The following is a 20,288-nucleotide window of genomic DNA, read 5'->3' on the forward strand; positions in this document are numbered from 1 at the left end:
ACTTTGTCTCTGTCAAGACACAGCGTCTCGACCTCGTCGTTACGTATGCTTGAGCCATGCCGAAGCTGTGGGACGAGACGATGGACGCGCATCGCCGCGCCGTGCAGGACGCCGTCATGGAGAAGACCGTCGCGCTCGTGGGCGAGCACGGTCTGGCGTCGGTGACGATGTCGCAGATCGCGAAGGAGGCCGGGATCGGGCGCGCGACGCTGTACAAGTACTTCCCGGACGTCCAGTCGATCCTGATCACCTGGCACGAGCGTCACGTCGCAGCCCACCTGAGCCGGCTGTCCCGGGCCCGGGACCACGCGGGCGGGCCCGTGGCCCGGCTCGAAGCGGTGCTGCGCGGGTACGCCCACATCACGTACCAGCGGCCCCAGGACGGAGAGGTCGCCGCTTTCGTCCACCGGGACCAGCACGTCATCGAGGCTCAGCAGCAGCTGCACCATCTGGTGCGCGAAGTCATCGCCGAAGCCGGCAAGGCGGGCGCGGTCCGCGACGACGTCTCCCCGGGCGAGCTGGCCGACTACTGCCTGCACGCCCTGTCCGCCGCAGGGCGGCAGTCATCGGAGGCAGCCGTGCACCGTCTCGTCGACGTCACCCTCTCCGGGCTCCGGCCGACGCATGGGGAGAGCAGCCGACCCGCGAGCCATCACTGACAGCACAGCCGATGCGAGCGGACGCTTGAACGCGCGGCCCGTGAGGGGTGGCTGCGGCGGTCATCGATGATCGTCGTCGGTCCGGGAAGCCGGGTCATCGTGCTCAGTGCCCGCGGACTCAGTGCCTGTCGAGACGGCTGTACTCCCGGCGGCCGGGGTCCGGTCGTCGGCGGCGGACTCGACCCGAGGCTGGACGCGAGCGGGCCGGATGCCGGGCAGCGGCTGGGCGTGCCAGCGGCGCAGCCGGGAGGAGTTGGTGACGACCGACAGCGAGCTGAGTGCCATGGCTGCCGCGGCGATGATCGGGCTGAGCCGGATGCCCCAGAGCGGATACAGCGCGCCGGCGGCGAGGGGAATGCCGACGGCGTTGTAGACCAGGGCGAAGAACAGGTTCTGCCGGATGTTGCGCATCGTGGCCCGCGAGAGCCGGATCGCGGTGACGACCCCGCCGAGCGAGCCGGAGATCAAGGTGATGTCGGCGGCTTCGATGGCGACGTCGGTGCCGGTACCGATGGCCAGGCCGACGTCGGCAGCAGCCAGGGCGGGGGCGTCGTTGATGCCGTCGCCGACCATGCCGACGGTCCGGCCCTCGCCCTGCAGACGCCGGATCTCGTCGGCCTTGTGCTCGGGCAGCACCTCGGCCAGCACCCGTCCAATGCCGACCTGGGCGGCGATCGCGGCGGCGGTGCGGGCGTTGTCCCCGGTGAGCATGACGACGTCGACATCCATCTGCTGCAGGGCCGCGATGGCGGCCGCGGAGTCCTCCTTGACGGTGTCGGCCACCGCGAGCACACCGGCGGGCCGTCGGTCCACCGCGGCGAGGACGGGAGTCCTGCCCTCGGCCGACAGATCAGCGGCGACGGGGGCCAGGGCGGTGGTGTCGATGCCTACGTCGTCCAGCAGCCGGGCCGTGCCGACCAGCACGGCGTGCCCTTCGACGGTGGCTTGGACGCCCTTGCCGGTGACCGAGTCGAAGCCGGTCGCCGCGACCGGGTGGTGACCGCGGTCGCGCGCGCCGGTGACGATGGCCTGCGCGAGCGGATGCTCGCTGTCCGCCTCGGCTGCGGCCACCAGCCGCAGCAGGGCGGTCTCGTCGAATCCACCGGCCGGGTGGACGTCGGTCAGGACGGGCTTGCCCGCGGTCACCGTGCCGGTCTTGTCCAGTACGACGGTGTCCAGCTTGTGCGCTGTCTCCAGGGCTTCGGCCGAGCGGATCAGGATGCCGGCCTGTGCGCCCTTGCCGGTGCCGACCATCACCGACAGCGGTGTGGCCAGACCCAGTGCGCACGGGCAGGCGATGATCAGCACGGCGACCGCGGAGACGAGCGCCAGGGTCAGCGCGGGTGCGGGGCCCAGGGTGAACCAGAGCGCGAAGGTGCCGATCGCGACCGCGATCACCACGGGCACGAAGTACGCGGACACCGCGTCGGCGAGGCGCTGGATGGGGGCCTTGGAGGCCTGGGCCTGCTGCACCAGGCGGACGATCTGGGCGAGCATGGTGTCGGCGCCGACCTTGGCGGCCCGCACCCGCAGGGACCCGGTGCCGTTGACGGTGGCGCCGATGACCATGTCCCCCGTGTGCTTGGTGACAGGCATCGGCTCGCCGGTGACCATGGATTCGTCGACCGCGGAGGAGCCGGCCAGGACCGCGGCGTCCACCGGAATCTTCTCGCCCGGCCGGATGACGAGCTCGTCGCCGACCACGACGTCCTCGATGGGGACCTCGCTCTCGGTTCCGTCCCGTACGACGTGTGCGGTGCGCGCCTGCAGGCCCAGCAGGGCGCGGATGGCCTCGCCGGTGCCGGCCTTCGCCCGGGCTTCCATCAGCCGCCCGAGCAGGATCAGGGTCAGGATGACACCGACGGCCTCGAAATAGACCTCCCGTACGTCCTTCGGCAGCAGCCCGGGAGCGAGGGTGACCAGGAGGCTGTAACCGTAGGCCGCCGACGTACCGAGAGTGATCAGGGAGTTCATGTCGGCGGCCCGGTGGCGCAGGGTCAGCCAGCCCGTCACGTGGATCGGCCACCCGGTGTAGAACATCACCGGCGTGATCAGCGCCAGCTGCACCCGGTGGTCGAGCATCCAGCCGGGCACCCATGCGGCGCCGAACAGTTCGTGCGCCATCACCGCGAACAGCACCGGAGCGGTGAGCACGGCGCCCACCGCGACCCTTCGGGTGAGGTCCTTGATCTCCGCCTGCCGCTCGGCGGCGTCCGCGGACTCCGACTCGGCCGCCGTGCGCTCCTCACCCGCCGACGGCCCGCCCGTGGCAGCACCCGTGGCAGCAGAAGGAGCGGGCGGAGGTGCGGCAGCCGCGGCACGCGCGTCCGGCGTGGGTGCTGTCGCGTCGTCCGCGGGTTCGACCAGCAGCGTGCCGTGGATCATGTTCATCCCGCAGGCGAAGTCGAAGGAGCCCGGCCGGTCCGGGTGCAGCCGCACGGTGGTACGGGTGTGGGCGGGCAGACCCGCACCGACCTTCAGGTCGGGGAAGACCACGCGGGAGGTGCATTCGCCGGCTTCCTGCCGGTCGAAGACCAGCTCCACCGGCATGCCCTGGCGGACCTTGATCAGATCGGGGCTGTAGCCGCCCCGGACCGTCACGTCCACTCGCTGTACCCCGCCTTCCAGCCGGGCGGCACCCGCACGGCGCGGGCCGAAGAAGTACCAGCCCAGCGCGCCGATCAGTACGGCCGCTACCAGGACGACGGTGATGTCGAGGGCACCCATGGGCAGCTCGCCTCCCTTGCCGCTCCCCCTCTCCAGCCTGCGCCCGATCCGTGTGATGCGTGCTCGCGGGCACGCATCCCGTGCCCGGCTTCAGCCGGTGGGGACCACCGCGACCAGGTCCCTCTGCGGGTCGGCGAAGCGGCCGTCCCGCACGAGGGAATCTTCCGATCAGGCGCTCTTCGCCGCCGGTGAACCGGCCGGGCAGAGGGTGCGAGCAGCCGTACGCGCAGCGGCGTCCGGCTTCCGGAAGGGGTCGCCGGTCACACGATCGTCGCAGGACAGGAACCCGCCGCCGAGCGTCTCCCACGTCACCACATACCCCTTGACCGGCTTGGCACCGCCGCCCTGGCAGGTGTACGTGAAGTCGGCCTCGACCAGGCCGACCGAGCCCCACGCGTAGTAGGACCCCTTGAGGTCCCCGATGTTGTAGTAGAAGTCGGTGGGCGTCTCCTCCGGCATCGCCGACTCCGACGGGTCCGCGAGCGGCTCGTCCGTCCCGAGGTACCGGCCGAGGGCCTTGATGGCGTCCGCCGCGCGGACCCCGGGGCCCGTGGACATCACATGGGGCTTGTAGCTGACGCCCTTCAACGGCTTGATCACGCCCGAGACGGAGTCCGTCTTCCTCTTCAGCGTGATCGGGTCGGCGAGCCCGGTCAGCTTCTGCTCGCGCACGACACCGGACCATGCGTACGTACCGTGCGCGCACGCGGCGGCGGCCGCGTGCCCCTCGTCGCCCTGGCCCCCGGCACCGCCGGCGTAGGCGGCGGTGCACAGGAAGAGGACCGCCGCGGCAAGTCCCACCACAGTGCTCGCGAGTGTGTGCCGACGCATGCCGCCCCCGTGCCCTTGTCTCCCCCGTATCCAGAGATGATCACTGAATACGGGCACACCCTACGTGCCGGTGCTTCCGGCGGTCGAGATCGGCCGCGCCTCCCTTCGCGGGAGCTCATGGCCCGGACATCCCTCAGTGGGCCTGCGGGTAGCCGATTCCGGCGATGTCCTGGGCCAGGTCCGCCAGGGTGACCTCCGCGTTCAGCGACGACACGAGTTCCTGGTTCAGCGGCCGCAAGGCATACAGGTCGCTCACCGCTTCCAGATCCACCGCGACCTCGTAGTAGTCCTCGGCGAAGCGCTGGTACGCCTCGGGTGAGCGATCGACCAGCAGTGGGAACAGACCCGTCGCCCCGTCGGGGTCGGTGTGGTCCGAGGGGAACTCGATCGTGCCGTGGTGCCACTGATCGTCCGTCATCTCCCGCCACAGACAGGCCGTCACGACGGGCACGCCGTCCTCGTCGGTGAACGCGGCCTCCTCGACGAAGGGCTTGAAGACGTCGGGGACACCGTCGATCACCCCCGGCCACGGCTCGCCGTCGTGGCCGTACGGACTCATCCGCGATTCATGGCAGAAGCCCCGGACATAGGCCCCGGCCGCCGAGAACACGATGGAGTACTCGTCTCCCGACCCGTCGCGCATCGAGGCCATTTCCTCGCCGTCAGCCCACGTGGCATCGAAGGAGTAGTACCGGCTTTCCCAGTCCGGGCTCAGGATCGCGTCGAGCATCGCGAGCGAGCGGCACAGGTCCCGCAGGTCGCCGACAGCGGGAAGCCTGCGGGCTACGTCGTAGACAGTCACGGGCTCATCCAACCGGATCCCTCTGACAGCCTCAGGTCGCATTCGCCTGCGCGGCCTGAGGCTGACTCCTCGTGACGTCGCGCGCGTCAGTGCACCGTGACGGATGCGGTGGCGGCCGATCCGCCGGCCCAGCCGTAGCGGTGGGCGGTCACCGTCACACTGACCTTCTGGCCCTTGTCGGCCTTCACCAGCACGTAGGTGGACCTGGTGGCCCCGGTGATGGCCTTCCCGTTTCGTTTCCAGGAGTACGAGTACGTGGTGGCCGCCGGCGACCAGGTCCCGTGAGCGGCGGTCAGCCGGTGACCGACCTTGGCGGTGCCGCTGACGGAGGGCGCCTCGGTGTCCTTCAGGGAAGGACCGGCGGCGACTGTGACGGCTGGTGCCGTGGAGTTGACCGAACCGGCGCCATTACTGACCGTGACCTTGCAGGTGACCTTGTGGGTGTAGTCGTCCGCGGTCAGGGTACGGGTGGTGCCGGTGGCGCCCGCGATGGTCCTGCCGTCACGCAGCCAGGACCAGGTGCCGGTCGCGTTGTAGCCGGACCAGGCAGCGGAGCAGGTCAGCCTGGACCCGGTACGGGCGGTCCCGGTCATCGTCGCCTGCTTGGTGATGCCCGGCTTGGCCAGCAGGGTCTGCGACCGTTCCCACACCTGTGAGGTGTAGCGGTCGGCGGAACCAGGCGCGTAGACGGCGGTGCGTCCCAGCACGGTGGCCCGACCGTCAGGTCCCGCCGCCACTTCGCCTGTCAGGGCGTCCATGTCGGGGACGGCGGCGACCGGTGTGGCGTTGAGCGCGGTGGCCTTGCTCCAGGTGCCGTCGGCGCGGACGGCCCACTCGAGGTAGTGGTCGTCGCCGTTGTCGATGCCGGGTGTCTGCGGCCATACGACCTGTACGGTCCCGTCCGCGCCGATGGACGCGTCCACCTGCCAGTCGACGTAGCCGGTCGACAGCGTCTTCGGTGCGGACCAGGCTCCCGTGCCAGCGCTGCGGGTGACGGCCTGGACGATGGGCATGCCGGCGCTGCCGGTCCAGCCCGCCCACACATAGGTGATGTCACCGTTGGGGGCGGTAAGGGGGCCGCTGTCGTCGTTGTCCTGGAGGATCGGCACAGCGGTCTGGACGGGTCCCCAGCTGCCGGTCGGGGAGGGCCTGGTGCGGGACCTGAGCGTCTCGACCCCGTTGGTGGCGCTCTGCCAGAGCACGGTGGTCGCGCCCCCGGCGGACATCGACACCTGGACGTCGGTGGACGCGGCGTCCGCCCCTGGCAGGGCGGCCGGGGTGCTCCAGTCTCCGCCGGGAGCGACCCGGGTCACGATGGAATCGATGTTGGAGTCGGTGGTCCGGTCCCAGGCGTCCCAGACCACCGTGGCCGCTCCGTCGGGAGCCACCGCGAGGGAGAACTGCTCGATGAAGCCGCCGGAGACGCCTCCCAGACGGTGCGGTGCCGACCAGGTCGTCGCGCCGGAGGCGAGCGTGGCGGTCATCGCCTCGTAGTTCCAGCCCCCGTCGCCCTGGACCCAGACGGCGGTGACGGTGCCGTCCGCCGCCGCGGCCAACCGGGGCATCGACAGGTCCAGTCCGGCGTAGGACGTGAGCGTGACCGGGTCCGACCAGCGGCCCGTCGCCGGGTCCCAGCCGGCCGAGACGGCGGCCAGCGAGCTGTCGGCGTAACTGCCGGTCGTCCAGGCCGCCTCGGCGTGCCCGTCGGCGGTCACCGTCAGCTCGACGGGGGCGGTCGCGTTGTCGCTCGTGAACAGCAGGTGGGGAGCCGACCAGGTGTTACTGCCGGCAGGCCTGACGACGGCCTGGATGTCCCATGCGGTGGCGCCGGCGGCCTTGTTGCGCCACAGGGCGAATACCGTGCCGTTCCCCGCCGTCCTGACATCGATCAGGCTCTGCTGACCGCCGGTGCCGGTCACGGCGACCGCCGGGCCGAACGGGCCGGCCGACGCGGTGTATCCCGCAGCGGCAGCAGGCAGCGCGGCGCCGACCGCGAGTGCCGCCGCCGTCGCCGCTGCGCACGTGGCCATGGCGGTACGCGGTCTGGGTATTCTCAGTGGCACTGCAGCTCCTGTCTCGGACGGGCATGCCTGTGACGCCCGACAGTGCGTCCGGATCCTGCTGTGGGGGCAGCGATCGAGGGGAACCACGTCCGGTCGATGCCCGGCACCGGAACATTGCGCAGCCCGCCCCGCCGCATCACGCCACCACAGTTCCCTGCCGATGGGCTCGTCGAAGCCCTTGTCGTCGGACGCGATGAACGACACTACCCAGCGAGCTTCACACTTTCCGGTGCTGACGGGCCAAGAATGATCAAATTCTCACTGCCCCTGCCGAGCAGCCACCAGTTCCTTCTCGGAAGCCTCAGGGACGCCCCGTTCGCCCCCTGCGGACGGACCCCGATGACGCTCCAGCAGCCGCCGCGCAAGCCGTTGCCCCGGAAGTTCCACCGTGTGATAGGTGAACGCGCTCAGCAAGAGCAGGGCCGAAAGGAAAGCGGCCAGCCAGATCAGCTCTTGTGCCGCACCGTGAGGATCGCCCACTTTCGCCATGGACCAGGACATCACCGAGATCAGCGGACGGTGCAGGAGGTAGACGGAGAAACTCACGAGGCCCAGCCAGGTCAGGGCTGCGGGCATCCTGCGGCGGCGCAGCAGGAAAGCCACACCGAACAGTGCCCAGCCCGCAAGGAACGCGCTGACCCAGGCGATGGGCGAGGCGGTCCAGGTACGTATCTGGGCCCGCTTGTCGTCGTAGAGCAGTCCGGCCGCCGTCCCCGCCACGAGTACGAAGCCGCAGTACGCCCACGCCGCACCCCGGCGGATCTGTCCTCGTTCGGCGCGATAGATCACGGTCCCGCTGAACATCGTGGCCAGGATCAGCAGGCTCTCCCAAGGAGTCGACCGCCCGTTTGCGATCATGAGCGCCAGGCCGAGCCCCGCCAGCAGCGTCGCGCCTGTCAGCTGCGCCGCCCGGCGTCCGGTGAGCAGGGACAGCAGCCCCGTTCCCACCACCACCGCGGTCACCGCGGCCAGCTGCCGGACGGTGAACTCCGGCCGCAGGCTCCACGCTGCCGCCCACGGCCCCAGGAACAGCGCCGCCCCGGCGAACACGACCGCCACGGACCCGCTGCGGCGATGGGCGCCGGTCATGAACAGCAGAGTGACCAGGTAGTAGAAGACCATCTCGTAGGTCAGCGTCCACATCACCGGCAGACCGCTGCGCAGGCCCAGCAGGTCCTGGAGCATGGTCGCGTTGGCGACGGCGGCGAGCAGCGGGTGCTCATGAACCGAGACATCCACCGCGGAGAAACGTTGCGGCACCAGAACGGCCGCGGCGACGAAGACCACCGCGCACAGCGGGTAGAGCCGGAACAGCCGTCCGGTCCAGAACGCCCGCACATCTCCCCGGCGCTCCAGCGAAGCGGGCACGATGTATCCGCTGACCAGGAAGAACGCCATCACCCCGAAAATCCCCGGGTCGAACCACTCCCGCACAGCCGCGCCGAAGCCCACGAACAGCTCAGCGCTCAGGTGGTGCAGGGCCACGGTCAGGGCGGCAATCCCCCGGACCGCGTCGAGCCACCCGAACCGGGTAGCAGTCGACGGCAAAGTTATCCGCGATTTCACCCGCGGACACTAGCAAGATCTCCCACCTGCGCTCGGACCGCCCCCATACACCGCTACGCGCTTGCGTGATCACGGGGGTGTGTCCCACCAACCTGTTCGCAGCCTCATCCAGCGAGGGACCTCCGGACCGGCCCATATGATCGCGCCATGGCGATGCCGGGGTTGGACGACCGGGTGACGACAGCAGACAACTACCGCCGCTTCGCCGAGCGCGAGGCGGCGGGACAACCCGAGCTTGGGAAGCTCAGGTCCTCTTGCCCTGCCTACGGAGCTGACCTGCGGGCAAGGGTGTCAGCGCCCTAGTTGCGGACCGAGTGGGTTCCCGGTGTTCCCCGTGGTTCCCCGCACGACCTGGCACGGTTCCGGCACTGACCGAGGCTCCGCTCCGCGTGACGGCATCGCCAATGGACACAGAAATCGAACACGTGATTGAATTTTGCCATGCGATCGTTCCCCGCCGACCTCGCCCAGGCGCAGCAGGAATGGAGTGTCACCTACCGGCAGCTCGCCGACCGGCCCGGCCGGACCGAACTGCGTCGACGTCTGTACCAGCTGTCGACTCAGGTGTTCTTCCACCCGTACTGGCAACAACGCCGGCCAAGCCCCGCGGCGTGGTGGGAGCTACGCAGTCTGGGGCTTTCGGGCCAGGGCTCCTCGTGGGCGGGTTCATCGCTCGACCTGCCTGCGTTCACCGCGACTGCTGCCACCGACCAAGCGCTGAGGGTCTGCGAATGACGCGTTCGAATGTGGAACGGTGTGCTGGGGATGATCCTGAAGGCGCGTCCGGCCGCATTCGCGTGATCGTCCACCCGCCATCACCTACGGGCGGGCGGCGCGTGCGCGTGGACGGCGAGATCCTCGGCCTGGCCCACGACATGGCGGACCTGGTCGAGTTTCTCCGCCGGGCCGGCCTAGAGCTCGACGCCGACGAGGCTGCCAAGGCGCCCTGGATCGACTGGCGCGGAGTAGGCCCGGACCGTTGGGGCCCGGAGACGAGCGTCTGACGTCTGCACCGCCACGACAGCACCCCAGGCCAACCCGCTTCCCAACTGCGTTTGCGCTTGTCAGGGCTATACGCAAAGGCGTTCACCTGCGTTCATGACCGTCTGGCCTTCGGCGCCGACACGGCGTCGGGTCCCGCCTGAATGACCGTGCACGGGGCTGAACGAGACGGGAACCGAGACGGCCCGGTGTAGGGCCGAGCTGTACTCTGCCGCCCAGATGGAGGGTCGCGGTCTGGGACCAGGGGGTCACGTGAACACAGGCATGGTTAGTCCGCTCGGATCGAGCGGCCCGTCGCGAAACCCTCTCCGTCAGGTCGCACGTCACCTCGGTGCCATGCATCTGAGTGGTGTGATCTTGCTGTTCACATACGTGATCCCTCCGGCCCGGGCTCTCGATGCCTACGGTGCGGCACCAGCCGACGACCCTTCAGCAGACATCCCCCCGTTCGTGATCTTCGCTGTGCTGCTGGTCTACTGCGTGGGCTTTCACCTGATCGTGCAAATTCCGTCCGGGCTTCTGGGGGCGAGGCTGGGCCGCAACCACGGTGGCTTGATCGCCTACGCTTCGGCCCTGGCGTTTGCGGGAGTCTTCACAGCCTCGGCCTCGCTGGTGGTCCTGCGTATGGAGGATTCCGGTGAGTTCATGCAGTTGTGGGTTGACTTCATGGTGCGTGGCTCGCTTGGGCTGGCGGGCTACGTGTGGATAGCTCGGCGGTCGAGGGAGACCACGTCGACGTGATGCCGGTGGAGTCTCAATGGGCGTGGCAGGCGCCGACAACTGCGGTCAGTAGCCGAAGAAGTGAAGGGTCGGGTCTCTGACCTGCGGCCGTGTAATCGATCAACGCTGCGACCTGCGACTTGGCTGTCGACGGTTGTCAGCGTTGGTCGTTGTCGAGCACCTCCGTACGGCCCAGAGACGGCCCGAGCGGGGGTGGTGCGGTGTGCGTCCCTCGATGCGAACTATCGCTGTGGCCTGTCGAGTCAGCCGCGGAGTGCCATGGAGAATTGACCCCATGGCCACGATCCATCGCCGCACCGACACGCTGCCCGTCGGGACAGTTCTGGCATCAGTCGGGGGATTCCTGGACGCGTATACGTTCGTCCGCTATGGCGTATTCGCCAACTTGCAATCCGGCAACATGGTGCTTTTCTGTGTCCAGGCCACAGACCGTCATTGGCACGCAGCGGTCTTGTCGGTCATCCCGATCGGGGCCTTCATCGCCGGCGTACTCGCCGTGGACATCCTCGGCGTGCCCCATGTGGGAAGGCTCGTTCGCCGCCCCCTGAGGCTTGTGTTGACGATTCAGATCGTGCTACTCACAGCAATTGCATCATTGCCCGATGGCACGCCTGAGCCTGTGACGACGGTAACGGTATCGCTCGTGGCCGCGTTGCAATTCGCGACGTTCACGACCCTGCGCAACGCCCCCTACGCCACGCTGATGGCAAGTGGGAATCTGCGGACGAGCATCGGCGCCGCGCACGAGTGGGTGGTCAGCAAAAAGCCGGAGGACGCGCGGCGCGCGGGAAGGTATGCCGTTGTCGTTGGGGCATTCGCGGTCGGCGCAGTGATCGGTGCGATCTGCACCAGATACGTCGGCACCCCGGCGGTCGCCGTGGCTGCCGGCCTGCTCGCCGCGGTGCTCGCGATGCTGATCAGCGAGACGCGGCAGCTTGAGCGTGGTGAAGCAAACGTGTAGCCGTCCGCGACCTCGCCTCCAACCTCCCGCTGATCAGCACGCACGAAGAAAAGCAAGGAATGATGGCTGTCGCGCTCGTTCTGTGGCTACTGCTGCCCGTCGCCTGGGCGGCGCTGCCCTGGTTGCCTCCGAACCGGACGTTCGGCTGCTTCGTGGCAGCGGTGCAGCTGATGTTGTCTGTAGCGACCCTCTCCGCCGGAATGCCGGCGGAGAATCTGCCGGGATGGTTCCTCATACCAGGGCTGGTCTCCTCTGTGGCGCGACTGGCGTCTGTGCCCTTGATTCGCCAGAGGATGGGATGAGCGACGCCGTCCGGCGATGATCTCGACCGGAGGTGTGAACTGCGACGCCCGTTTTAAGAGCGAGGTTGGGTGGTTGCTGGGGTGAGCTGCGGAGACGTGCACTGGGGCAAGTGCACGCTCGTGCTCCGTTGTTGTCACCGAGTCCCCGTGAGCCCCCGCCCGTTCTGGCACGAGAACGGCACGGCCTTGCCTGTCACGAGATCATCAAGGGCCTTGGATGAGCTTCTCGACGCTGAGACAGTTCGGTCATGTATTCACGTCGGGCCTTGATCTGCATCGCGGTACTCGCCGCACTCAGTGCGTGCGGTAGCTCGACGCAAGAGCCTGCCACCCGGCATTCGCGATCCTCTGACGCTGCGGCCACGACCCCGGAAGCGGCTCCCCAGATGGACCCCAGCACGATCCAGGTGAGGATCAAGCTGGTAGGGGGTCCGGCTAACGGCGAGGTCTTGTGGATACCGCTCAGCCGCATCCGAGAGCCCATCACGCCCGAAGGAACTGGGGCGCGCTACGTCATGACGACGGACGTGGTCGGGTCGGGCCCCGACGCTGCCCAGGCGTTTCGACTCGACGCTTCTGCGACCCCCCATGACTGAGGTCGGTGGAGCCTCAATGGCCGAGCGAAGCCGCACAAAGTCTTGAAAACCGTCGTGTCAGCGATGTCACCGTGGGTTCAAATCCCACCACCTCCGCGCTGAGAGCAGCAAAAACGGCCCCTGACCTGTGGCCGGGACGAGCTGCTGCGGGCCGGCGGTCGCCTGGTGTCGGCGGGAGGACGGCTGAGCGGGGCGGCAGCTGCCGCGTGGTCTGGAGGCGTGCACGGTGTGTGCATGGCGATACGTGATCGTATGCGCGGACCTCGCCGCCGGATCAGTTCGGCGTCATGTCCGGCCAGCGGGGCGCGGGAGCTGCGTGGTGCGGCTCTCGAGAGGAGCGGTTCCGGGGCTGGCTGCGCTCTTGTCGTCTGCATCCCGGCGCGGGCGCTGTGGGAAGTGCCGGGTGGCCGGTCTCCGTGTCGAGCGCGCCGGGCCGGGCAGGCACCGTCACAGCGGAGCGCCTGCCGACCGGTGTCGGGCCGGCGTGTTCATGCGCCATACCCGGGTCACGTTGACAGCGCAGTCCGGCACCGGGCAGTAGTGCACGTACTGCTCAGGCAGGCCGTCCCCGGGCAGCACACCTCCCAGGGAACCCAGGTGGTCGTTCCCGGTCGGTGACGAGCGCCCGTTCAAGTGCCGACAGGTGCCAGCCCAGCAGTACCCGCAAGCCTGCTTGGCTGGCCGGACTCTGCTACCGCTCCCCTACCGGGGTGCTGACCCGGCACCACCGCCTCGACGACACCTGCGCCGACCCCCAAGCAGCTCTGTGCCAGGCACGGATGAAGGCCGACTCGGGTCAAGGGGCTGCCAGGGTGGCGCGGTCCCGGGCTCTGTAGACCGCGTCGGTCAGACTGGCAAGGTCATACGGGCCGCGGTGCACGCGGCCGTTGACGAAGAACGTCGGAGTGCCCGCGACCCCGCTGAGGTCGGCGGACTCGACGTCCTCGGCCACGTGTGCGGCACCCCGGTGGGCGCGCAGGTCGTTTTCGAAGCGGTGCACGTCCAAGGCCAGCTGAGCGGCGTAGCGCAGGAGATCCTCCACCCTCAGGTCTCCCTGGTGGTTCAGGAGGACGTCGTGCATTTCCCAGAAGGCGTCTTGGCGTGCCGCCGCTTCGGTGGCCTCGGCCGCGAGTTGTGCGTGGGGGTGTACATCGTTGAGTGGGAGGTGCCGCCAGGTGTAGCTGACGTCTCCGGCGCCGGCGAGAAGCTGGCGCAGCACGGGCTCGGTCTGGCCGCAGTAGGGGCATTCGAAATCGCCGTATTCGACGACGGACACCAAGGCGTTGCGGGGGCCCCGCACGTGGTCACGGTCCCAGTCCACTGGTACGGCGAGGTCGGTGACGCCTTGGCCGGTGCCCAGCAGGGCACGGGTCCGTGTGCCCTGGGGCAGGGCATGGACCAGGGCGGTGATCATCCAGGTGAGTGCCAGGGAGACGGGCACTGTCGCGAGAATGCCGATCTTGGCCTGGGTGAGTTGTTCGCCGCTGAAGGCGAGGGCCGCGATCAGGAGTGACACCGTGAACCCGACACCGGCCGCGCTTCCACCTGCAAGGACGGCGCCCCAGCCCACTTGGGGGCGCAGGTGCCCCCGGCTCAGCCGGGTGGTCAGCAACTCGGCGATGGTGATGCCCAGCGGCTTGCCGACGACATAGGCGACGACGATGCCAAGAGCGATCGGCGAGGCAAGGCTGTCGACGAGACGGTTCAAGGGCACGTGGATACCGGCGTTGGCAAGGGCGAACAGGGGAACAATGACGTAGCTCGACCACGGGTGGTAGAGGCGTTCAAGGCGCTCGTTGGGAGAGATTGCCGTCGCCAGCCCTTGGCGCAGCGAACGCTCGAGTTCTGGGGTGGGCTGCTCCCGGAAGAGCCGAAACAGCCCCGTGGTGCGTTCCAGATCGCTGCGTGACGCCGGATACGCGTAGGTGATCAGGCCGAACATCAGCCCCGTGACGACCGGGTCGATGCCGGATTCGAGCAGGGCCACCCAGACGACGGCGGCAAGGACGGCATAGGGCGCTCCGTGACGTACCCCGGCCCTGCGCAGCAGCAGCACCAACGCAAACGTGGCGATCGCGACCAGCAGCGCCGGCCAGGAGAGCCGGCCGCTGTAGACGAAGGCGATGACACCGAGAGCGACGAAGTCATCGACGACGGACACCGTCAGCAAGAAGGCACGCAGAGTGCCCGGGAGCCGATCGCCCAGGAGCGCAAGGGCCCCCAGGACGAAGGCGGTGTCGGTGGACATGGCCGCACCCCACCCGTGTCCGGCATCGTGCCCGGCGGCGAAGGCCACGAAGACGGCGACGGGAATGAGCATGCCCATGACTCCTGCGACAAGGGGGAGTGTCAGGCGGTGGCGCTGACGCAGCTCCCCCATGTCGAACTCCCGGCGTGCCTCCAGACCGACAACGAAGAAGAACAGCGCCATGAGACCGCTGTTGATCCACTCGCGCAGTTCCAGCCCGACACCGGCAGAGCCGACGCGGACGGACAGCACCGTGGCCCAGGTGTGCTCGTACGCCGCCGGGGCCGCGCCGGCCCACACCAACGCGATGAGTGCTGCAGCCACCAGAACGACAGCGCTGCCCGTCTCGGTGCGCAGAAAGTCACGCAGAGGAGTCCGCATGGCATCCGAGCAGACACTCTGCCCGGCTCGCCGCGAACGTGTGCCAGGGATCTTGGAAGTCATGTCGTGTGCTCACCCATGTCAGACGCGTGATGCGCGGGTCCTTCCAGAATCTGCCTGCCGGCAGCGTCGTGCCTGCTGAGCAAAACCGGCAGACAGCAAGCTACGTGCGCGGCGGACCAATCGCCCGCGCCCTCCACGTCATCCCGTGGCTCCATGCACCCATGCGTTCACGCGGTGCCACTTGGAGGTTCCGTCTGAACTCGACCGATCCATGCGTCGCCGAGAGGTATGAACCGGCGGGGTGAGAGTCCGACGGCATCGACCAGGGCCTCGGCCTCTTCCCTCGACTCGGCCGACCAGGTCGTGTGCGCCGTCAGTTCTCCGACGGGATCCGCGCGGCGATCTCCCTTGCCAGCCGGTCCGCCTGCGCCGACATGCTCCCGCCCTCCTGCGCGACCGCCACCAGCAACGCGAGCAGATCGTGCGCCTCCTCCAGCGTCAGCACAGCCAGACGCTGCGCCGTGTCCGCGAGCGGCACAAACAGGGTGGAGTCCCCACCGAGCGGGTCGTAGTCGTCCATGATCTGGGCAGCGTACCCACCAGGCCCAAGGTCACGCCCAATCCCGGGTTCGCCCGCACCGAAAGCACGCGTGGCTCCGTCCGGGATGGTCCCGGCCGCAGCCACTGCAGGGGCGGCTGCGCAGCCCCGCGGCACGCGGTGCGGGGCAGGGGGCAGCAGTTCCGCCAAGAGCATGCAGTTCCGGGCGCGCCGCCGTGGAGAGGGGTTGTTGCGAATGCGATCCCCGGCCGACGGTCACCGGTCGCTGGCCGGGGTGCGGGTCAGTGGCGGCGGCCGTATCCCCAGAACTCGTCATCGACGAAGCCGCCGCGGTCGTTGCGCAGGGTCGCGGTGTCGTGGTCGTTGTTCCACACGTACGCGCGGCGATCCTGGTGCAGGTCACTCCGAGTGTCGCGGACCTCACCGGTGTGGATACGGACCGCGGCGCGGACGACCAGGCGGTAGCCGTCGAAGGTGTAGGTGTGGCCGGACTCCTCCAAGAGACACGAACTGAGGGCACGACTTCGCTCATTCGCGACAGCCACGATCCAGCGGGATCCCCCGAAGCGACCAACCACCCTTCTACGCATCAGGGGTTGACATGCAGCGCTGCGCAACACAGCCTTTGGCAACGTTGTCATACCAGCTCGGTACAGGAGTGCGGTGCGGGTGGCCAGCACCGTTTTTTGATGGGACGTCACACATGTCAGATCAGTCGGGTCCGTCGCGCCGTCCGTCGCGTCGGACCGTCATCACCACGGGTACGAGCCTGCTGGCCGGATTCGGCCTCAACTCGGCACTGCCCGTGTCGACCGCCGCTGCCGCCCCCACCGGCGCACCAGTCCACCCCTCCGCCGTCGGCGAACTGGCCCTCTACAGGCCCGTCTCGGTCTCCTCGACCGCCTACGCCGCCACACCCGGTTCCTTCGTGGTCGACCGCCTCTCCTCCCCCCGCGTGCGGGGCAGCGGCTGGCGTGCCGAGGACGGCGACCCGCAGTGGATAGCCGTCGACCTCCAGGCAGCCTGCGACGTCGACCGGGTCAGCCTGACTTTCGAGGCAGCCGCCTCCGACCCGGTGTACACGCCGCCCACCACGGGCAACGTGCACAGCGGCACCCAGGGTGACGAGATCCAGTCGAGCTACTCGCTGGTCTTCGTGGTCGAGACGTCCCTGGACGGCAAGTCCTGGACCACCGTGCACCGCACCACGGCGGGCACCGGCGGCGTCGTGGACATCCAGCTCCCCAGCCCCGTGTCGGCGCGCTGGGTGCGTATGACCTCCCAAAAGCGCTCCAGCCCGCTGCCCCTCGGCCTCAACGGTTTCGAGGTCTACGGCATCGCCAGGGGCAAACGCCCCGCTGCCACCGGCTGGACCGACTGGGGCACTCAGCACGGCGAGGCGCCCAGGCTGGCGATCGCCGATGACGGGACCGTCCCCGTGGAGTCGGGCTGGCGGCTCACCATGGACGACTGGGCCGGCGCGGACGGCGCAGGTCTGTCGAAGACGTCCGTCGACACCAGCACATGGCTGCCCGCGACCGTTCCTGGCACCGTGCTCGGCTCGCTCGTGGAGCAGGGCAAACTGCCTGACCCGGTGGCGGGCTTGAACAATCTGCGCATCCCGGAGGCGCTGTCGCGCCACTCCTGGTGGTACAAGCGGGACTTCGCGCTGCCGCGCGGCCTGCGCACGGGCGCAGGCCGCCACGTCTGGCTGGAGTTCGACGGCGTCAACCACAAGGCCGAGGTGTGGCTCAACGGCGAGCGGGTGGGCGATCTGACCTACCCGTTCGCCCGTGCCGCGTTCGACGTCACCCGGCAGCTCGCGCCGAGCGGCGACAACGCACTCGCGGTGAAGACCGCGCCGATGCCGGTCCCCGGCAGCCCCGGTGACAAGGGTCCGCTGGGCGAGTCGTGGGTGGACGCCGGCGCGCAGCAGATGAACCTCAACTCCCCCACCTACCTGGCGTCCTCGGGATGGGATTGGATGCCGGCCGTCCGTGACCGCGCGGCGGGCATCTGGAACCACGTCCGACTGCGGTCGACCGGGCACATCGTCATCGGTGACCCGCGTGTGGACACCGTGCTGCCCGCACTGCCTGACGTGTCGGTGGCCGAGGTGACCGTGGTCGTACCGATCCGCAACGCCGACATCGCCGACCGTGAGGCGACGGTCACCGCGTCTTTCGACGACGTGCGCATCTCGAAGACCGTCAACGTGAAAGCGGGTGAGAGCATCGATGTCGTCTTCGCTCCCGACGCCTTCCGGCAGTTGAAGCTGCACAACCCCAAGCTGTGGTGGCCGAATGGTCTGGGCGACCCCGATCTGCACGACCTCACGCTCGCCGCGTCGGTGGGCGGTCAGGAGAGCGACCGGCGCACCACTCGCTTCGGTATCCGCCAGTTCGGCTACGAGTACGAAGTGCCGCTCGCGTTCACCTCCTCCGGTGACTCCTACACGCAGACTGTGGCCTTCGATCGGCAGCACGCCCGGTACGTCCGCATCAGATGCCTGACCCGGGCGACCTCCTGGGGCAGCTCTCTGTGGACCCTGTCCGTGGGCGACAGCACACGGCCCGGCACCGACCTCGCGCTGCATGCGGCGGCCGAGGCGTCCAGCACCGATCAGGTCAGCAACGGCGCGGCCAACGTCACCGACGGCGACGCAGGCACCCGTTGGTCCTCCGCGTTCGAGGATGATCAGTGGATCCGCATCGACCTCGGCTCCCCCCAGTCCTTCGACCGGGTCGACCTCACCTGGGAGCAGGCGTACGCCAAGACCTTCGTGGTCCAGGTCTCCTCGGACGACTCGGACTGGACCGACGTGAAGTCGGTGGACAACGGCGCCGTGCCACTGCCGTTCAACAACGGCAATGCCAGCCTCCAGATCGAGGACTTCGACCAACAGACCGCACGCTACGTCCGTCTCAACTGCGGTTTGCGCAATAGCAGTTGGGGAAACTCGCTGTGGTCCTTCGGCGTCGTCGACCGGAGTGATCCCGGCACCGATCTCGCGCTGCGGCAGCAGGCCACCGCTTCCACCGAGGAGTCCGACCACCCGGCTTCGCACGCCACCGACGGCGACCCCAGTACCCGCTGGTCCTCCGCTTACGAGGACCACCAGTGGATCCAGGTGGATCTCGGGTCTGCACGGAAGTTCGACCGTGTCGCCGTCGTCTGGGAGACCGCGTACCCGAAGACGTACACGATCCAGGTGTCCGACGACGGCGAGAAGTGGACCGACGTCAAGTCCGTATCGAATACGCCGGATCCGCTGAAGATCAGCGTCAACGGTGTGCGCGTGCTGGCCCGCGGCGGCAACTGGGGCTGGGACGAACTGCTGCGCCGGATGCCGGCGGAGCGCATGGACGCGGCCGTGCGCATGCACCGCGACATGAACTTCACCATGATCCGCAACTGGGTCGGCAGCAGCGACCGAGAGGAGTTCTTCGCCGCCTGCGACCGGCACGGCATCCTGGTGTGGAACGACTTCCCCAACGCGTGGGGCATGGACCCGCCAGACCACGCGGCGTTCAACTCGCTCGCCCGCGACACCGTGCTGCGCTACCGCATCCATCCGAGCGTGGTGGTCTGGTGCGGAGCCAACGAGGGCAACCCTCCGGCCGCCATAGACAAGGGAATGCGCGAGGCCGTGCAGCAGCAGGCGCCCGGCCTGCTGTACCAGAACAACTCAGCCGGCGGGATCATCACGGGCGGGGGCCCCTACGGCTGGGTGGAGCCAGAGAAGTACTTCGACCCCATGACGTACGGCAGCCGTGACTTCGGCTTCCACACCGAGATCGGCATGCCCGTCGTCTCCACCGCCGCCAGCATGCGCAACCTCGTGGGCGACGAGCCGGAGTGGCCCATCAAGGGGGCGTGGTACTACCACGACTGGAGCGAACGCGGGAACCAGGCGCCGCAGAACTACAAAGCGGCCATCGAGGCCCGCCTCGACGCGGCCGGCGACCTGGACGACTTCGCCCGCAAGGCGCAGTTCGTCAACTACGAGAACACCCGCGCCATGTTCGAGGCGTGGAACGCCAACCTGTGGGACAACGCGTCCGGCCTGATGCTGTGGATGTCCCACCCTGCCTGGCACAGCACGGTCTGGCAGACGTACGACTACGACTTCGACGTCAACGGCACCTATTACGGCGCCCGTTCGGCCTGCGAGCCGCTGCATGTGCAGGCCGATCCAGTCGAGTGGCAGGTCATCGCGGTGAACCACACTGCGGCCGACCTGCACCGTGCCACCGTCACCGCGCAGCTGTTCGACCTGTCCGGCCGCCAGCTCGGCGGGACCAAAACGGCCCGCGTGGACGTGTCGCGGGCGGACACCACCAAGGCGTTCACTGTCGCGTGGACGGACGATCTTCCGGACCTGCACCTGCTGCGGCTGACCCTGGAGGACTCCCGCGGCAGGCATCTGTCACGGAACACCTACTGGCGCTACCGCAACCCCTCGGACCTGCGGGCCCTCAACAAGGCGAAGACGGTGAAGCTGACCGGCGCGATCACACAGAGGTCGCGCTCCGGGCACCGCCAGGAGCTGACGGCGGTCGTCCGCAACCATGGCTCGGCGGTCGCCGCCATGGTGCGGCTGTCACTGCTGGAGGACGCTCACGGCCGCCGGGTGCTGCCCACGCTGTACAGCGACAACTATCTCTGGCTGCTGCCCGGCGAGTCCCGCACAGTGCAACTGTCCTGGCCGGAGAGCGCGTGCTCGTCACGGCACCCAGTGCTGGCGGCCGAGGCGTACAACAGCCCTGTCACGACGCTGCGCGGCTGACCCGCGCCGTGTCCCCGGCCCGGCCACCCCCGCCCGGGCGGGGGACACGGCATCATCC

13 protein-coding genes and 1 pseudogene are annotated in these 20,288 nt (G+C 68.8%); 6 read left to right on the forward strand and 8 right to left on the reverse strand.

Features of this window, described 5'->3' with window-relative positions; translation table 11 throughout:
- Positions 1–56 precede the first annotated feature (56 nt).
- Complete coding sequence (locus tag ABT085_RS14140) at positions 57–659, forward strand: TetR/AcrR family transcriptional regulator (protein ID WP_351606153.1); 603 nt, start codon at positions 57–59, stop codon at positions 657–659.
- Between the two features lie 60 nt (positions 660–719).
- On the opposite strand, the gene ABT085_RS14145 is transcribed toward ABT085_RS14140, so the two are convergent.
- The 5 genes from ABT085_RS14145 to ABT085_RS14165 form a co-directional block, all read right to left on the reverse strand.
- Positions 720–3,386, reverse strand: a complete 2,667-nt coding sequence (locus tag ABT085_RS14145; protein ID WP_351606156.1) for a heavy metal translocating P-type ATPase — start codon at positions 3,384–3,386, stop codon at positions 720–722.
- A 168-nt stretch (positions 3,387–3,554) separates the two neighbouring features.
- Positions 3,555–4,217: a hypothetical protein gene (locus ABT085_RS14150; RefSeq protein WP_351606159.1), complete on the reverse strand. Its 663-nt coding sequence runs from the start codon at positions 4,215–4,217 to the stop codon at positions 3,555–3,557.
- A 133-nt stretch (positions 4,218–4,350) separates the two neighbouring features.
- On the reverse strand, positions 4,351–5,019 hold the full coding sequence (locus ABT085_RS14155) for a hypothetical protein (protein ID WP_351606162.1): 669 nt from the start codon (positions 5,017–5,019) through the stop codon (positions 4,351–4,353).
- Positions 5,020–5,105: 86 nt separating this feature from the next.
- Positions 5,106–7,049 carry a hypothetical protein gene (locus ABT085_RS14160; RefSeq protein WP_351606164.1) on the reverse strand — a complete coding sequence of 648 codons (1,944 nt, stop codon included), beginning with the start codon at positions 7,047–7,049 and terminating at the stop codon, positions 5,106–5,108.
- A 291-nt stretch (positions 7,050–7,340) separates the two neighbouring features.
- A complete protein-coding gene (locus ABT085_RS14165) occupies positions 7,341–8,630 on the reverse strand; it encodes an acyltransferase family protein (protein WP_351606167.1) in 1,290 nt (429 codons plus the stop codon).
- 459 nt (positions 8,631–9,089) lie between these two features.
- Here ABT085_RS14165 and ABT085_RS14170 point away from each other — a divergent pair, with 459 nt between their 5' ends.
- The 4 genes from ABT085_RS14170 to ABT085_RS14185 all read left to right on the forward strand — a co-directional run bounded on the left by ABT085_RS14170 (position 9,090) and on the right by ABT085_RS14185 (position 11,352).
- Positions 9,090–9,383 carry a DUF8825 domain-containing protein gene (locus ABT085_RS14170; RefSeq protein WP_351606170.1) on the forward strand — a complete coding sequence of 98 codons (294 nt, stop codon included), beginning with the start codon at positions 9,090–9,092 and terminating at the stop codon, positions 9,381–9,383.
- The gene (locus tag ABT085_RS14175) at positions 9,380–9,652 is read left to right on the forward strand and encodes a hypothetical protein (RefSeq protein WP_351606172.1); all 273 of its coding nucleotides are present in this window, start codon (positions 9,380–9,382) and stop codon (positions 9,650–9,652) included. Before ABT085_RS14170 ends, ABT085_RS14175 begins: the two co-directional genes overlap by 4 nt.
- A 334-nt stretch (positions 9,653–9,986) precedes the next feature.
- The gene (locus ABT085_RS14180) at positions 9,987–10,391 is read left to right on the forward strand and encodes a hypothetical protein (RefSeq protein WP_351606175.1); all 405 of its coding nucleotides are present in this window, start codon (positions 9,987–9,989) and stop codon (positions 10,389–10,391) included.
- 274 nt (positions 10,392–10,665) lie between these two features.
- Positions 10,666–11,352: a YoaK family protein gene (locus tag ABT085_RS14185; protein WP_351606177.1), complete on the forward strand. Its 687-nt coding sequence runs from the start codon at positions 10,666–10,668 to the stop codon at positions 11,350–11,352.
- 1,694 nt (positions 11,353–13,046) lie between these two features.
- Here ABT085_RS14185 and nhaA read toward each other — a convergent pair.
- The 3 genes and pseudogenes from nhaA to ABT085_RS14200 form a co-directional block, all read right to left on the reverse strand.
- A complete protein-coding gene (gene nhaA, locus ABT085_RS14190) occupies positions 13,047–14,942 on the reverse strand; it encodes a Na+/H+ antiporter NhaA (protein WP_502982724.1) in 1,896 nt (631 codons plus the stop codon).
- 313 nt (positions 14,943–15,255) lie between these two features.
- Positions 15,256–15,462 carry a DUF6417 family protein gene (locus tag ABT085_RS14195; RefSeq protein WP_351606180.1) on the reverse strand — a complete coding sequence of 69 codons (207 nt, stop codon included), beginning with the start codon at positions 15,460–15,462 and terminating at the stop codon, positions 15,256–15,258.
- Positions 15,463–15,722: 260 nt separating this feature from the next.
- Positions 15,723–15,944 (reverse strand): annotated as a pseudogene (locus ABT085_RS14200) (lamin tail domain-containing protein); the annotation flags it as partial.
- 200 nt (positions 15,945–16,144) lie between these two features.
- Here ABT085_RS14200 and ABT085_RS14205 point away from each other — a divergent pair.
- On the forward strand, positions 16,145–20,230 hold the full coding sequence (locus tag ABT085_RS14205; RefSeq protein ID WP_351606182.1) for a discoidin domain-containing protein: 4,086 nt from the start codon (positions 16,145–16,147) through the stop codon (positions 20,228–20,230).
- Positions 20,231–20,288 lie beyond the last annotated feature (58 nt).

This window comes from Streptomyces sp. NPDC002265 (genome assembly GCF_040296125.1).
Classification (GTDB): Bacteria; Actinomycetota; Actinomycetes; order Streptomycetales; family Streptomycetaceae; genus Streptomyces.